At 73.7% G+C, this 14,753-nt stretch carries 13 protein-coding genes; 5 read left to right on the top strand and 8 right to left on the bottom strand.

All coding sequences use genetic code 11. From position 1 onward, the window contains the following. The first annotated feature begins 100 nt into the window (after window positions 1-100). The gene (locus tag ODJ79_RS14280) at window positions 101-538 is read left to right on the top strand and encodes a hypothetical protein (protein WP_263023905.1); all 438 of its coding nucleotides are present in this window, start codon (window positions 101-103) and stop codon (window positions 536-538) included. On the opposite strand, the gene ODJ79_RS14275 is transcribed toward ODJ79_RS14280, so the two are convergent. Beyond that, on the bottom strand, window positions 519-1,886 hold the full coding sequence (locus ODJ79_RS14275; RefSeq protein WP_411267318.1) for a rhodanese-like domain-containing protein: 1,368 nt from the start codon (window positions 1,884-1,886) through the stop codon (window positions 519-521). The two genes, ODJ79_RS14280 and ODJ79_RS14275, sit on opposite strands and share 20 nt — an antisense overlap. A gap of 128 nt (window positions 1,887-2,014) precedes the next feature. On the opposite strand from ODJ79_RS14275, the gene ODJ79_RS14270 reads away from it, so the two are divergent. Then, the gene (locus ODJ79_RS14270) at window positions 2,015-2,284 is read left to right on the top strand and encodes a metal-sensitive transcriptional regulator (RefSeq protein WP_263023903.1); all 270 of its coding nucleotides are present in this window, start codon (window positions 2,015-2,017) and stop codon (window positions 2,282-2,284) included. Between the two features lie 62 nt (window positions 2,285-2,346). Here the strand turns inward: ODJ79_RS14270 and ODJ79_RS14265 are convergent, their stop codons facing one another. Together ODJ79_RS14265 and ODJ79_RS14260 are read right to left on the bottom strand one after the other, a co-directional pair. Further along, complete coding sequence (locus tag ODJ79_RS14265; RefSeq protein ID WP_263023902.1) at window positions 2,347-2,508, bottom strand: hypothetical protein; 162 nt, start codon at window positions 2,506-2,508, stop codon at window positions 2,347-2,349. 62 nt (window positions 2,509-2,570) lie between these two features. After that, window positions 2,571-3,494, bottom strand: coding sequence for a cation diffusion facilitator family transporter (locus ODJ79_RS14260; RefSeq protein WP_263023901.1), 924 nt, complete (start codon window positions 3,492-3,494; stop codon window positions 2,571-2,573). A gap of 117 nt (window positions 3,495-3,611) precedes the next feature. Here ODJ79_RS14260 and ODJ79_RS14255 point away from each other — a divergent pair, with 117 nt between their 5' ends. Beyond that, window positions 3,612-5,987 carry a phosphoketolase gene (locus ODJ79_RS14255; protein ID WP_263023900.1) on the top strand — a complete coding sequence of 792 codons (2,376 nt, stop codon included), beginning with the start codon at window positions 3,612-3,614 and terminating at the stop codon, window positions 5,985-5,987. A 138-nt stretch (window positions 5,988-6,125) separates the two neighbouring features. Here ODJ79_RS14255 and ODJ79_RS14250 read toward each other — a convergent pair whose 3' ends face one another. The 5 genes from ODJ79_RS14250 to ODJ79_RS14230 all read right to left on the bottom strand — a co-directional run bounded on the left by ODJ79_RS14250 (window position 6,126) and on the right by ODJ79_RS14230 (window position 13,584). Beyond that, a complete protein-coding gene (locus tag ODJ79_RS14250) occupies window positions 6,126-6,992 on the bottom strand; it encodes a universal stress protein (protein ID WP_263023899.1) in 867 nt (288 codons plus the stop codon). 53 nt (window positions 6,993-7,045) lie between these two features. Continuing rightward, the gene (locus tag ODJ79_RS14245) at window positions 7,046-7,912 is read right to left on the bottom strand and encodes a universal stress protein (protein ID WP_263023898.1); all 867 of its coding nucleotides are present in this window, start codon (window positions 7,910-7,912) and stop codon (window positions 7,046-7,048) included. Continuing rightward, entirely contained in the window at window positions 7,888-10,614 is a 2,727-nt protein-coding gene (locus ODJ79_RS14240) for a bifunctional GNAT family N-acetyltransferase/acetate--CoA ligase family protein (RefSeq protein WP_263023897.1), read from the bottom strand. The genes ODJ79_RS14245 and ODJ79_RS14240 overlap by 25 nt, the downstream gene beginning before the upstream one ends. 176 nt (window positions 10,615-10,790) lie before the next feature. Further along, window positions 10,791-13,349, bottom strand: coding sequence for a cation-translocating P-type ATPase (locus ODJ79_RS14235; protein ID WP_263023896.1), 2,559 nt, complete (start codon window positions 13,347-13,349; stop codon window positions 10,791-10,793). 4 nt (window positions 13,350-13,353) lie between these two features. Next, window positions 13,354-13,584, bottom strand: a complete 231-nt coding sequence (locus tag ODJ79_RS14230) for an SHOCT domain-containing protein (protein WP_263023895.1) — start codon at window positions 13,582-13,584, stop codon at window positions 13,354-13,356. Window positions 13,585-13,731: 147 nt separating this feature from the next. Between ODJ79_RS14230 and ODJ79_RS14225 the strand changes: the two genes are divergently transcribed. Further along, the gene (locus ODJ79_RS14225) at window positions 13,732-14,004 is read left to right on the top strand and encodes a hypothetical protein (protein WP_263023894.1); all 273 of its coding nucleotides are present in this window, start codon (window positions 13,732-13,734) and stop codon (window positions 14,002-14,004) included. 68 nt (window positions 14,005-14,072) lie between these two features. Then, window positions 14,073-14,753, top strand: a 681-nt coding sequence (locus ODJ79_RS14220; protein WP_263023893.1) for a universal stress protein, incomplete at its 3' end; no start/stop codon positions are given.

Raw genomic sequence — 14,753 nt, 5'->3', positions numbered from 1 at the left:
CGATGTGGGCCAAGGACATCATGAGCAGCCCGGCGTCGCCGCCGTCCACGCGACGCCGAGCGGGCCGCCCTGACCGAAGCCGCCGTCGTGGGAGGTCATGATGTCCGCCACCACCAAGAGCCGCGCGCCGGGCACCCGGCGCGCCGGCTACGTGATCGCCCTTCTCGTCAACACCCTGCTGATCTATCTGATCAACGTCTGGCCGGGCTGGGCCGTGCTGCCCTTCCTGACTTCGGACATGACGCAGGTGCTGCCGGTGGTCAACCTGTCGCTGATGGCCGGCATCGCGGTGAACCTTGTCTATCTGGCGTATGACGCACCATGGGTGGTGGCCGCCGGTGGGCTGGTGACCACGGGAGTCGGGCTGGCCGCGATCGTCCGGTTGTGGCGGGTCTTCCCGTTCGATCTCGCCACCGGCTCGGCGTGGACGACGGTCATCCGCGTGCTGCTGCTGGTGGCGATGGCCGGAAGCGTGATCGGCATCGTCGTGCAGGTCGCCACACCGCTCGGCGACCTGCTCAAGCGGCGACTCGGCTGACGGGTAGTCCCGCGCCGGCGGCGGCGGTGAAGTCGTCGTCCACGGCGACGACCTGGCGCCCGCCGGCGGCCAGCAGGGAGGCCGCGATCGAGGCGCGGTAGCCGGCGGCGCAGTGCACCCAGACCTCGCCTTCCGGTACGTCGCCGAGCCGGGCGGGCAGGTCGTGCAGCGGGATGTGGACGGCCCCGTCGATGCGGGCCTCGGCGTGCTCGAGGTGGCGGCGGACGTCCAGGATGACGACCGGCCGGTGGTGGCGGACCTGGGCGAGGTCGCCGAAGGTGGCGCGCGGAAAGGACTCGAGGCCGTGGTCGCCGGCCCAGCCGGCGGGGTCGCCGGTGGCCTGGGCGGCGGGCCGGTCGATGCCGATCCGGGCGAGCTCGCGTTGCGCCTCGGCGACCTGGTCCGGGGTCTCGGCCAGCAGGGTGAGCGGCGTGCCCCAGGGTACGAGCCAGCCGAGGTAGGTGGCGAAGCTGCCGTCCAGGCCGAAGTTGAGGGTGCCGGCGACGTGCCCGGCCGCGAAGGCGACCCGGTGACGCAGGTCGACGACCCATTCGCCGCCGGCGAGCCGCTTGCGCAGCTGCTCGGCGTCGGCGCGTTCGGGCTGGCTGAGGTCGGGGGCGGCGGGGCCGGCGCTGTTGGCCGGTGCCATGTGCGCGTAGTAGGCGGGCCACGCGTCCAGGCCGGCGAGCAGGTCGTCGACGAAGGTCCGCTCGGCCTTGGTCAGTGCGGGGTTGGTGCGCTTCTCGGCGCCGATGGTGGAGGCGGTGGCATCCGACTGGCCGGCGGAGCAGAAGCTGCCGAACCCGTGCGTGGGGTAGACGCCCGCGCTGTCCGGCAGGTCGCCGGCCAGCCGGTGCGCCGAGCGGTACTGGTGGTGGACCAGGTCGTGGGTGTGTGCCGGGCCGAGCAGGTCGGGGCGGCCGACCGCGCCGTACAGCAGGGATCCGCCGGAGAACACGGCCACCTGGACGCCCGCCACCCGCAGCGCGTACGACAGATGGGTGAAGGTGTGCCCCGGGGTGGCGATGGCCCGGACCCGCAGGAGGTCGCCGACGGCGACGACATCGCCGTCGCGCACCGGCACCCGATCGAAGGTCACCGGGTCGTCCGCATTGACGTGATAGGCGGCGCCGGTCGCCCGCGCGAGGGCGTGGCCGCCGGTGACGTAGTCGTTGTGGATGTGCGTCTCGAAGACGTGCGTGATGGTGACGCCTTCCGCGGCGGCCAGATCGAGAACGCGGTCGATGTCGCGCTGCGGGTCGACGACGAACGCGCTCGTGCCGTCGTGGACGAGGTAGCTGCGGTCGCCGAGCGTCGGGGTGTCGACAGGAAGTACGCGAAACACGATCTCACCCTCCTTCACTGATACCCCTTGGGGTATCTGCCGTCGACCATAGCCCGATCGGCCGGTCCGGAACAAATACCCCCATGGGTATTATCGAACCGGATCGGTGAGAATCGTGCGGGGAGGTAGGCATGGAGATCGAGGGGGATGCCCTCACGGACGTGATCAAGCGGCTGCGCCGCGCCGAGGGGCAGATTCGCGGCATCATCGCCATGCTGGAGGCCGGGCGTGACTGTGCCGACGTGGTCACCCAGCTCGCCGCGGTCTCGAAGGCGCTGGACCGGGCCGGCTTCAAGATCATCGCAACCGGGTTGCGGCAGTGCGTGACCGCCGAGCAGGACGGTCAGGAGCCGGCGCTCGACGTGGCCCGGCTGGAGAAGCTGTTCCTCTCGCTGGCCTGAGCGTTTGCGGGCCGGCGCCCGGCCCGGGTCAGCGCCCGGCCCGGGTCAGCGCCCGGCCCGGGTCAGCGCCCGAACAGCCGGGCGAGAAATCCCGTCGCCGGCTCGTTCTCGTGGCCGGTGCACCGTTCGCTCTTGCTGACGCCGCGCATGACCTGCTCGACGTGCTGGCCGCAGCCGGCCCAGGTGACCTTGCCGCACTTACGGCACGTGACCTGACGACACATGATCTCCTCCTGCTGCCGGTGGAACGTCGGTTCAGCATACCCCACGGGGTATGTGATCCCGGCTAGCCCGCGTGCCCGTCGTACGCGTAGTCGTCATAGGCGCGCGGGTCCTCCCGCGGCTCCATGTGGGTGAACACCGTGCTGTCCGGCAGCGCCGCGCGGATCTGCTCCTCGACCTCCTCGACGAGGTCGTGGCCGCGCCGCACGGTCCACTCGCCGGGCACGAGCACGTGCACCGAGACGAACCGGTGCTGGCCGGACTGGCGGGTCTGCAAACCGTGGAAGTCCACCTCCGTACCGCGGAACCGGTCCAGGACAGTGATCACCTTCCGCAGGTCCGCCTCGTCCAGCGCCTCGTCGAGCAGGGCCCGGGCCGACTGCGCGACCATCCGGCCGCCGGCGACCAGGATGTTCAGCCCGACGAGCGCGGCCACCAGCGGGTCCAGTCGCTCCCAGCCGGTCACCCCGACGAGCAGCACACCCACCAGCACCCCGGCCGAGGTCCACACGTCGGTGATCAGGTGCTTGCCGTCGGCGGTCAGGGTCGCCGAACGCCGGCGGCGGCCGACCCGGATCAGCAGCATCCCGACCGCACCGTTCAGCGCCGTCGCCCCGCTGGAGATCACCAAGCCGATGCCGATCCGCTCGAGCGGTACCGGCGTGATGAACCGCTGCACCGCGCTGACCAGGATCACCGCCGCCGCAACGAAGATCATCAGGCCTTCGGCGCCGGCCGAGAAGTATTCCGCCTTGCCGTGACCGTAGTGGTGGTTGGCGTCCGCCGGGCGGGCCGCGACGATCAGCGCGATCAGCGCGATGATCGCGGCGACCAGGTTGACGACCGACTCGGCCGCGTCCGACAGCAGCCCCACCGAACCGGTGAGCAGGTAGGCGACCAGTTTCAAGGCGATGGTCACGATCGCCGTACCGATGGACAGCCAGGCATAACGGGTCAGGCTGACCTTCTGCTCCGTGCCCGTCACCATGTGTTCCCACCCTAGTCGCAGCCCGTTCACCGGGACCGGGACTTTCGGCCCTGCGCGGTTCGTCACCTCGATCTATATCTTCAAGAGGACCAGTCAGCTCCTCGGAGGAGAACCGCTGTGACAGACCTGCTCCGCTCTCTCGCCAATCCGGACGAGGCCGAGGTCGACCGGCTCGACGCGTGGTGGCGCGCGGCCAACTACCTGACCATCGGGCAGATCTACCTGAAGTCCAACCCGCTGCTGCGCGAGCGGCTGTCCGCCGACCACATCAAACCGCGCCTGCTCGGGCACTGGGGCACCAGCCCCGGGCTGTCATTGATCTATGCGCACGTCTCGCGGCTGATCAAGCGGACCGGGCAGCAGGCCATCTACCTGGCCGGCCCCGGCCACGGCGGCCCGGCGCTGGTCGCGGCCGGCTACCTGGAGGGCACCTACAGCGAGGTGTATCCGGCGGTCACCCAGGACGAGGCGGGCATGCTCCGGCTGTTCCGCCAGTTCTCCAGCCCGGGCGGCATCCCGAGCCACGTGTCGGTGACCACGCCCGGCTCGATCCACGAGGGCGGCGAGCTGGGGTACGTGCTGGTGCACGCGTTCGGTGCGGTGATGGACAATCCCGACCTGCTGGCGATCGCGGTGGTCGGTGACGGCGAGGCGGAGACCGGCCCTCTCGAGGGTTCGTGGAAGGGCGTCTCGTTCATCAACGCGGCCCGCGACGGCGCGGTGCTGCCGATCCTGCACCTCAACGACGGCAAGATCTCCGGGCCGACCGTGCTCTCCCGCAAGGACCCCGACGAGGTACGAGCGCTGCTGCACGGCCACGGGTACGACGTCATCGAGGTCGCCGGCGAGGATCTGCCCGGCATGCACCACCGGTTCGCCGCCGTGCTGGCCGAGGCCTGGGGAAAGATCCGCGCCATTCAGGAGGCCGCCCGCTCCGGGGGCGGCGACGGCAGCCGGCCTCGCTGGCCGCTGATCGTTCTGCGCTCCCCGAAGGGCTGGACCGGGCCGCACGAGGTCGACGGCGTCGTGGTCGAGGGCACCTGGCGGTCGCATCAGGTGCCGCTGTCCGGCGTGCGGGACAACCCCGAGCACCTCGCGATGCTGGAGCGCTGGCTCAAGTCGTACCGGCCGGAGGAATTGTTCGATGAGGACGGCGCGCCGGTCGCGCTGGTCCGGGAGCTGGCGCCGGAGGGCGATCTGCGGATGAGCGCGTCGCCGCACGCGAACGGCGGCCTGATCACCCGCGACCTCGACATGCCGGACTTCCGCGACTATCAGATCGAGGTGAAGGCGCCGGGAGCCGAGCGGGCGGAGTCGACCCGCAAGCTGGGTGAGCTGATGCGTGACATCTACCGGTCGAGCCCCGATCGGTTCCGGTTGTTCTGCCCGGACGAGACCAACAGCAATCGGCTCGGCGCGGTGTTCGAGGTCTCCGAGCGGGCGTTCATGGAGCGGACCGTGCCGGGTGACGTGAAGCTCGGCCCGGACGGCCGGGTGATGGAGGTGCTCAGCGAGCACAACTGCCACGGCTGGCTGGAGGGCTACAACCTGACCGGCCGGCACGGCATGTTCGCCACCTACGAGGCGTTCGCCATGGTCAGCGCGTCGCAGACGGTGCAGCACGGCAAGTGGCTGCAGGAGGCCGCGCACCTGCCCTGGCGGGCGAAGGTGCCGAGCCTGAACATCCTGCTCACCTCGACGGCCTGGCGTAACGACCACAACGGGTTCTCGCATCAGGGTCCGGGGCTGATCCAGGTGGTGCTCAACCAGCGCGGCAACGTCGCCCGGGTCTACCTGCCGCCGGATGCGAACTGCCTGCTCTCGGTGGCCGACCACTGCCTGCGGTCGCGCTCGTACGTGAATCTGATCGTGCAGGACAAGCAGCCGCAGCTGCAGTACCTGACGATGGACGAGGCGATCGAGCACTGCGCCCGCGGCGCCGGCATCTGGGATTGGGCGGGCACCGACGACGGCACCGAGGACCCCGACATCGTGCTCGCGGCGGCCGGCGACATCGTCACGATGGAGACGGTGGCGGCCGCGCAGATCCTCAAGGAGCGGCTGCCCGGCTTCCGGGTCCGGGTGGTCAACGTGGTCGACCTGATGACGCTGATCCGGCCGAAGGACCACCCGCACGGCATGAGCGAAACCCTGTTCACCGAGCTGTTCACCAACACCGTCGACGTGATCTTCGCGTTCCACGGCTACCCCGGCGCGATCCACCAGCTGGTCCACGGCCGGCCGGACGCCGACCGGTTCCGGGTGCGCGGCTTCATCGAGCAGGGTACGACCACCACCCCGTTCGACATGACGGTGCGCAACAAGGCGGACCGCTACCACCTGGTGATGGACGCCATCAACAACGCGAAACGCCTCCCGCGCGGCGCTGCCGATCTCAAGGAGTGGTGCCGGCTCCAGCTGGCCCGGCACGAGGAGTACGTCGTCGAACACCTGGAGGACATGCCCGAGGTCCGCGATTGGTCACTCTCTTGACAACCGATTAGGTACGGGATCAAAGACAGGCCCCCGCCGTTGCGGACCGGACCGTAGGTGGTCCGGGCCGCACCCGGCTGCCGGGCGATCGCGGCAGGCCGTGGCCGGCCTGCCGCTGCCATGGTCGGCGTAGAAGAGTCAGTCGTGGACGCCGGGCACGATCGCGACGTCGCAGGCGGAGTGCCGCAGCAGGTGCTGGCTCACCGAGCCGAGCAGCATGCCGCGCAGCGCGCCCCGGCCGCGGGAGCCCGCCACCATCAGCTGGGTCGTGGCGCTCAACCGGGTGAGGGCGGCGGCCGGGTGCTCCATCACCGCCTCGGCGGCGATGTCGAGCTGGGGGTATTTCTCCCGCCAGGCCGCGACGTGGTCGTCGAACTGCCGCCGCTCGTCGGCCGGCTCGGCGTGCGTACCCGTCGTCGACCTCGCCCACAGGCCACCGGCCGGCTTCCACGCGCGGATCATGAGCAGCGGTACGCGGCGGACGGCCGCCTCGCCGGCCGCGAACGCGACGGCCGCCTCCGAGGTCGCCGAGCCGTCGACACCGACGGCGATCGGTGCGGTGGTGGAGGGGCGGCCGCGCACGACGACGACCGGGCAGTGTGCGTGCGCGCTGACCGCGACGCTGACCGAGCCGAGCAGGTTGGTGACGGCGCTGTGCCCGCGGCTGCCGAGCACGATCAGGCCCGCCTCGGCCGAGCGCTCGACCAGTGCGAGGGCCGCGTCGTTGTCGGCCGTCGCGATCGTGGTGTGCACGCCGGGATGACTGCGCCCGGCCAGCCCGACGGCCTCGGCGACGGCGTCCTTGATGTCCTGCTGGGTCTCGGCGTCGGGCCAGACCGCCGACGTCGGCACCATCGAGGCGTCCGCCTGCCAGACCGGCCAGTCGTAGGCGTACAGGAACTCGACCGGCGCGCCGGTCAGGGACGCCTCGTCGAGCGCCCACCGCGCGGCGGCCTTGGCGTCGGCGGAGCGGTCGTACCCGACGACGATCGTACGACCGGACATCGTTGCCCCTCTCCGACGCCCTGACCAGGAGTTTCCCTTCGATACCCTACCCGTCAGTCCTGAGCGCCGTGGACGATCGCGACGTCGCAGGCGGCGTGCCGCAGCAGGTGCTGACTCACCGAGCCGAGCAGCATGCCGCGCAGCGCGCCCCGCCCCCGCGACCCGACCACCAGCAGCTGGGTCGTCGCGCTCAGCTGCGTCAGGGCGGCGGCCGGGTGCTCCACCACCGCCTCGGCGGCGATGTCGAGCTGCGGGTACTTCTCCCGCCAGACCGCGACCAGGTCGTCGAACGGCTGCCGTTCCTTCGCCGTGATGGCGTGCGTGATGACCGGCGACTCCGCCCACAGCCCACCCGCCGGCTTCCACGCCCGGAGGACCAGCAGCGGCACGCCGCGGATGGCCGCCTCGCCGGCCGCATACGCGAGGGCCGCCTCGGCGGTCGCCGAGCCATCCACACCGACGGCGATCGGTGCGGTCTCGGCCGGGCGGCCGCGCACCACGACGACCGGGCAGTGCGCGTGCGCGCTGACCGCGACGCTGACCGAGCCGAGCAGGTTGGTGACGGCGCTGTGCCCGCGGCTGCCTAGCACGATCAGGCCGGCGTCGATCGAGCGCCGGACCAGCGCGAGGGCCGCGTCGTTGTCGGCCGTCGCGATCGAGGTGTGCACCCCGGGGTGGCTGTGCCCGGCGTCGGCCACGGCCTCGGCCAGGGTGTCCTTGATGGCCTGCCGGGTTTCCTCGTCGGGCCAGACCGCCGGGCTCGGCACCATCGAGGCGGCGGGCGCCCAGATCGGCCACTCGTACGCGTAGAAGAACTCGACCGGCGCACCGGTGCGGGACGCCTCGTCGAGCGCCCACCGCGCGGCGGCCTTGGCGTCGGCGGAGCGGTCGTACCCTACGACGATCGTGCGACTGGACATGGTTGCTCCTTCCCAGGGGGCTCCGCCGCGCTCAGGCGGCGCAGCAGGGGGTCCGGCTCGGCGCCGACCGGCGCCAGCCGGAGCTTGGCGTCCACCGCGACCACCCCGTCCGGCCCGGCCAAGACCGGGTTGAGGTCGAGTTCGGCGACCTCGGGCAGGTCCTCGGCGAGCCGGCCGAGGCGCAGCAGCAGGTCCTCCAGGGCGTCCGTGTCGACCGGCGGTGCGCCTCGGTAGCCGGTCAGCAGGGGCGCGGCGCGCAGTTCGCGCCACATCCGGCCGGCGTCCAGGTCGGTCATCGGCACCAGGCGCAGTTGCCGGTCGCCGAGCAGGTCGGTCTGCACCCCGCCGAGGCCGAGGAGCACCACCGAGCCGAACTGCGGGTCGTGCGCGATGCCGGCGACGAGCTCGACCGGCGCGATCGCCTGCTGCTGCACCAGCACCCCGGCGGCGCGCTGCCCGGCGGCGGCCACCGGTGCGAAGGCGTGCCGGACGGCGGCCGGGCCGCCCAGGTTCAGCCGGACCCCGCCGCGGTCGGTCTTGTGCACCAGTTGCGGGTCGGCGGACTTGAGCACGACCGGGTAGCCGAGCCGGTTCGCCGCCGCGGCCGCCTCGCCCGCGGTGCGCGCGACCACACCCGGCAGAATCCCGATTCCGTACGCGGTGAGCAGGGCGGCCGTAGTCTGGTAGTCCTGCCAGCCGCCGCCCTCGGCCAGCGCCAGGTCGACGATCGTGCGTGCCGTGCTGGTGTCGATGCCGGACAGTTCGGGGCGGCGGCCGAGCGGCTGCCGGCGCCATTCGGCGTACTCGGCGGCGGCCGCCAGCGCTCGTACGGCCCGCTCAGGGGTGCCGTATACGGGCGCGCCGCGCTTGCCCAGCCGTGCGTCCGCGCCGCGCTCGCCGAGCCGTGCGTCCGCGCCGTGCTCGCCGAGCCGCGCGTCCGCGCCGCCGATCAGCACAGCGGCCACGGCAAGGTCGGGGTGCTCGTCCACGACGGCGCCGAGCGCAGCCATGATCTCGGCGGGCCGGTTGGCGCGGGTGGCGACGACGATCAGCAGCAGCATGTCCGCGGCGCCGCGGCCGGCAACCGCGGCCGCCGCCTCGGCGAAGTCGGCGGGCGGCGCGCCGGCGCCGAGGTCCGCCGGGTTGTCCTCGCCGGTCAGGGTCAGGCCGGCCGCCTCGGCGGCGTCGGCGGCCAGGATGTTCAGTCCGCCGGCGTTGCCCACGACGGCGAGCCGCCGGCCGGTGGGCAGCGGCTGGCCGGTGAGCATCCGGGCGGCGTCCAGCAGGTCGCCCAGGCTCTCCGGGCGCACGACGCCGGCCTGGGCGAACAGCGCGTCGACGGTCGCGTCGGGTGCGGCGGCGGCCGCCGTGTGCGAGGCGCCCGCGCGGCGGCCGGCGGCGGACCGGCCGGCCTTGAGCGCCAGCACCGGCTTGCGCCGGGCCAGCGCCCGGACGGTGCGGGCGAACTTGCGCGGGTTGCCGAACGACTCGAGGTAGAGGGCCACGGCCTGGGTCGCCGGGTCGTCGTACCAGTAGGCGATCAGGTCGTTGCCGCTGACGTCGGCCTTGTTGCCCAGTGACACGAAGGTGGAGATGCCGTGCCCGGCCCGGGCGGCGTCGTCGAGCAGGGCGATGCCGACGGCGCCGGACTGGGCGGCCACCGCGAGACCGCCGGGCACGGGCGCCGCCGGGGCGAAGGAGGCGTCGAGCCGCACCCGCGGATCGGTGTTGATGACGCCGACGCAGTTCGGGCCGACCAGGCGGATCCCGTGCTCGCGGGCCAGCCGCACCAGCTCCCGCTGACGCCGCAGGCCGTCCGGGCCGGCCTCGCCGAAGCCGGCGCTGAGCACGACGGCCGCGCGGACCCCCACGGTCGCGCCGTCGGCGAGCACCGCGGCGACCTGGTCGGCGGGGACCGCGATGACCATCAGGTCGATCGGGGCCGGCAGCCGGCGGACCGACCGGTACACGGGGATGTCGGCGACCGGGGCGCCGCTGCGGTTGACCGCGTACAGCGCGCCGGTGAAGCCGTAGGCGCGCAGCGCGCGGGCCGTTTCGTGGCCGACCCCGCCGGGCCGGTGGCCGGCGCCGACCACGGCGACCGAGGCGGGGCAGAGCAGCGCCCGCAGGGAGGCCTGCTCGGCGGTGCGGTCACGCTGGTCCACCGCCGATTCGGCGGCCTCGTCACCGGCCGTGGCCAGGCCGACGTCGATGACGCCGTCGTCGAAGCGCGACCAGGCGTGCGCGCTCAGGTCCCGGGCGGTCCGCAGCATCGCGAAGTTGTCCGGGAGTACCTCGCCCACCAGCTCGGTGATGCCGCGCCGGCAGGCCCGCGCGGCCAGATGCTCCAGCAACAGGGTGCCGATGCCCCGGCCGCGGTGCGCGTCGGCGACGAACAGCGAGAACTCGGCGCGTGGCCCGGTGTCGTCGGTGCGCTCGGCGGCGGCGACCCCGACCAGCCGCCCGCCCTCGACGGCGAGCACGGCCAGGTGCCGGTCGGACTCCGGCCGGCACAACCGGTCCACCTCGGCCGCGAGCGCACCGCTGCCCGGCACGGCGAAGAACCGCAGACGCAGGCTCTCCGGCGAGGCGTCGTCGTAGAGCCGCTCCAGCGCCTTCCGGTCGTCCGCCCGCACCGGCCGGATCGTGACGATCCCGCCGTCCGCGGCCAGCGCGTCGACCCCGGCCCCGCCGATGACCATGGCAGATCTCCTTTCGATCTCCTTCGATCCTCTGGCGATCCGGTGCCGCCGGGCAGGGCGGCAGGTCACGATCGGACGGGCCGGAAGTCCCGGTCCGGCCCGCCCGTGTCGCAGCAGGCGCAGCGCCGGCCGGTTTCGGCCCGCCCGTGTCTCAGTAGGCGCAGCGCCGGGGGGAGTCAGGCCCGCCCGTGTCGCAGCAGGCGCAGCGCCAGCCCGGGCAGGATGCCGATCAGAGCGCAGCCGAGCAGCTCGGCCACGGTCAGCGGCTCGGTGCCGAGCAGGACGCGCAACGGCTCGGTCAGCACGCCGGCGATCTGCAGCGCGCCGGAGAGGGCGACCGCGGCGAGCAGCGACCGGTTGCGCCCGGCGGTGGGTCCGGCCTTCGCCCGTACGGCGAGGGCCACCCCCAGCTGGGCCAGGCCGAGCGTCACGAACATGACCGACTGCCAGGGTCGGCCGGCCTCGTGCGCGACGACCCCGGCGGCCAGGGTCACGGCCGCCACCGCCGCGCCGCCCGCCAGCACACTGGCGAGCAGCCCGTCGCCGAGCACGGACTCCTGCGGCGAGCGCGGCGGCCGGTCGAGCACGTCGGCCTCGGCCGGTTCGGCGCCCAGCGCCACGCCGGGCACGCCGTGGGTGAGCAGGTTGATCCAGAGCAACTGGCCGGGCAACAGCGCGAGCGGCATGCCGAACAGCGGGCCCACCAGCATCACGATCAGCTCGGCGATGCCGCCGGACAGCGCGTACCGCAGGAACCGGCGGATGTTGTCGTAGATGCGGCGGCCCTCGCCGATCGCGTCGGCCACGGTGGCCAGGTTGTCGTCGACCAGCACCAGCTCGGCGGCCTGCCGGGCGACCTCGGTGCCGCCGCCCATCGCCACGCCGATGTCGGCCCGGCGCAGCGCCGGTGCGTCGTTGACGCCGTCGCCGGTCATGGCCACGACCTCGCCGCGTCGTTGCAGGGCGGCCACGATGTCGAGCTTGCGTTCCGGCTGGGTGCGGGCGTACACCCGGGCGTGCGCGACGTCGTGGTCGGTGAGCGGTCCGTCGTCGCCGCGGGCGACGACGTCGCCCGGGCCGAGGATGCCGATCCTGGTGCCGATCGCCGCGGCGGTCGCGGGGTGATCGCCGGTGATCATCAGCAGCCGTACGCCGGACCGCTCGAACGCGGCGGCCGTGCCGGCCGCGGCCGCGCGCAGCGGGTCGCCGATGCCGACGATGCCCAGCGGGCGCAGCTCCGCGGTGGCGTCGTCCGGCCGGTCGGTGACGGCGGTCGCGACCGCCAGCACCCGCAGGCCATCCCCGGCCAGCTCCTTGGCCGCGGCGGTGAGCGTCTCGTCGCCGTCCAGGACCGCCTCGGGCGCGCCCTTGACGACGACCAGGTATTCGCCCGAGTCGAGTCGGTGCACCGTGGACATGCGCAGCGTCGCGTGGTCGAAGGGATGTTCGGCGACCCGGCGGGCCTGGGCGCGTTCGGCCTCCGGGTCGAGGCCGCACCGGCCCGCGAACGCGATGAGGGCGGCCTCCATCGGGTCGCCGACCGCGGCCCACTCGCCGTCGCCCGCCGCGGTCGACGACTCGTCGCCGGAGGGTGCGATCAGCCCGGCGTCGTTGCAGAGCAGCGCGGCCCGGGCGAGCCGGCGCAGTTGCTTGTCCACGTGCGGCCGGACCGTCCCGGCCGGGGTGTAGCCGGTGCCCTCGATCGTGTACTGGGTGCCGTCGGCGGTCACCGCCCGCTGCACCGCCATGCGGTTCTCGGTGAGCGTGCCGGTCTTGTCGGCCGCGATCGCGGTGACCGAGCCGAGCGTCTCGACCGCGTGCAGCCGGCGGGGGATCGCCCGGGTGCCGGCCATCCGGCGGGCGCCGAGGGCGAGGGCGAGGGTCACGACCGCGGGCAGGCTCTCCGGCACGGCCGCCACGACCAGGCTGACCGCGGTGATCGCCATCCGGATGACCGGCTGGCCGGCCAGCACGCCGAGGGCGAAGACGATCCCGGACACGGCCACCGCGGTGATGCCCAGCGCCCGGCCGAGCGCGGCGAGCCGGCGTTGCAGCGGGGTGGGGCCGGGCTTGGTGCGGGCCACCAGGTCGGCGATCCGGCCGAGGGAGCTGGCCGCGCCGGTCCGGGTCACCACACCCGCGGCCCGGCCGGTGGTGAGCACGGTGCCGGAGCCGGCCGGCTCGCCCGCGGCCCGGTGCACCGGGACCGACTCGCCGGTCAGCGAGGACTCGTCGAGCGACGCCCGCTCGGCGACGGTCAGCTCCAGGTCGGCCGGCACGACGTCGCCGGCCTCCAGGCGTACGAGATCGCCTTGGACCAGCGACGCGGCCGGAACCACCAGGTCCCGGCCGTCCCGCACCACCCGCGCCGACGGCGCGGCCAGGTCGTCCAGCGCGGCGATCGCCGCATCGGCCCGCACCTCCTGCACGACGCCGATCACCGTGTTGACCACCACGACCAGCACGATGATCGCGGTGTCGGCGAGGTCGTGCAGCACGGCCGTCACCACGGCGCACACCAGCAGCAGCGCGACCAGCGGATCGGCCAGCTGCCGGCCGACCCGGCCGGGCAGGCCACGGCGCGGGGGCGCGGCGACGACGTTGGGCCCGTCGGCGGCCAGGCGCGCGGCGGCCTCGGCCGAGGTCAGGCCGCCGGCGGGAAGGTCGGGGGCGGGAAGGCCGCGGGCGGGAAGGTCGCCGGCGGGAAGGTCGGTGGTGGCGTGGGCGGTGGGCACGGGGTCACCGCCGGGTGGCGCGCAGCGTGCGCAGACGCTGCTCGTAGTCCTCGGCGTCGATCTCGCCGCGGGCCAGCCGGTCGGCCAGGACCCGCTCGGCGTCCGGCTCCACCGCGTGTGGTGCGCGCTGGAACTGGGCGACGACGAGCCCGACGCCGAGCAGCAGAGCCGGCAGCAGGACGGCGAAGAGGATCAGGGACCATCCGGCGTCCATGCCGTATCCGTGATACATCATGGCTTTCACCCCTTCCGTGGGTCCGTTGTCATCGTCCGGCCGGCCGGGGCGCCGCGAGCAGGGCCGAAAGTCCACCGCACGGGGGGACATCGGTCCCTGCCGATCAGCTCGGCCGGTGACGAGCATCGTCGGTGGGAGGTGAGGACGATGCTGTTCCTGGTTCTGTACGTCGCGACGGTGGTCGCGATCTGCCTGGTGACGGTGTGGTCCCGGCCCACCGTGGCGAAGGACGACCCGCCCGCGGCGCCCACGCCGCCCGCCGCCCGCCCGGCCGATCCGCAGAGCCTCGAGGGCGTGCTGGTGGTCAAGCTGCTCGCCGGGGACATCACCACGACCCAGTACCGGCACGCGCTCGAAGGGCTCGCTGCCCGGGACGAGGACCGGCACCCGCTGTCGGCCCCGCCCGACGCCGGGGTGTGACCAAAGGCCCGGATCGACCGGTCGTCCGGCCGTGCAGGGCCGTTCCGCGTCCTCCCTAGTCTGCGAGCATGGGCAGCGAGGCAGCGACACCGCGAAACCGGCCCGTCGTGGTCGGAGTGGACGGCTCGCGCGGCACGCCCGGCACGGTGGATCTGGCCGCGGCCGAGGCGGCGCGCTGCGGGGCCTCGTTGCAGATCGTGCACGTGTGGCCCGGGCGGTATCGGGGCGTGTTCCGCAGCCGGGACGCGGTGCCGTCCAAAGCGGACGGTGTGCGGCTGCTGGAGCTCACCCTCCGGCGGGCCGCGCTCGCCCGGCCGGGCCTGCCGATCGCCACCGAACTGCTGGAGGGCGGGGCCGCGGCCACACTTGCCGGCTGCTCGGGGGAGGCGCGGCTGCTGGTGGTCGGTCACCGCGATGACCCGTACACCAGGCCGAGCTGGGGCTCGACCGCGGCCTACCTGGCCCATCACAGCGCCTGCCCGTTGCTGGTGAACCGTGGCGCGGGCCGCGAGGGGCCGGTCGTGGTGGCCTCGTCGGCCCGGCCGTCCGGGGCGGCCACCCTGGGGTACGCGTTCGCGCAGGCCGCGCTGCTGGGCAGTCGGCTGGTGGCGGTGCACAGCTGGATCCGGCCCGGCGCGGCCGACGGTCGCGCGCCGGCCGTTGTCAAGGGCATGTACGCCGATCAGCGCCGGGCCGCCGACGCCCGGCTCACCGAGGCGCTGGCCCAGTGGTCCGAGCGGTTCCCCGAG

It is taken from the genome of Actinoplanes sp. KI2 (genome assembly GCF_025630775.1).
Taxonomy (GTDB): Bacteria; Actinomycetota; Actinomycetes; order Mycobacteriales; family Micromonosporaceae; genus Actinoplanes.
The sequence above is the reverse complement of the archived record's forward strand: the minus strand, read 5'-3'. Positions and strand labels throughout refer to the sequence as shown.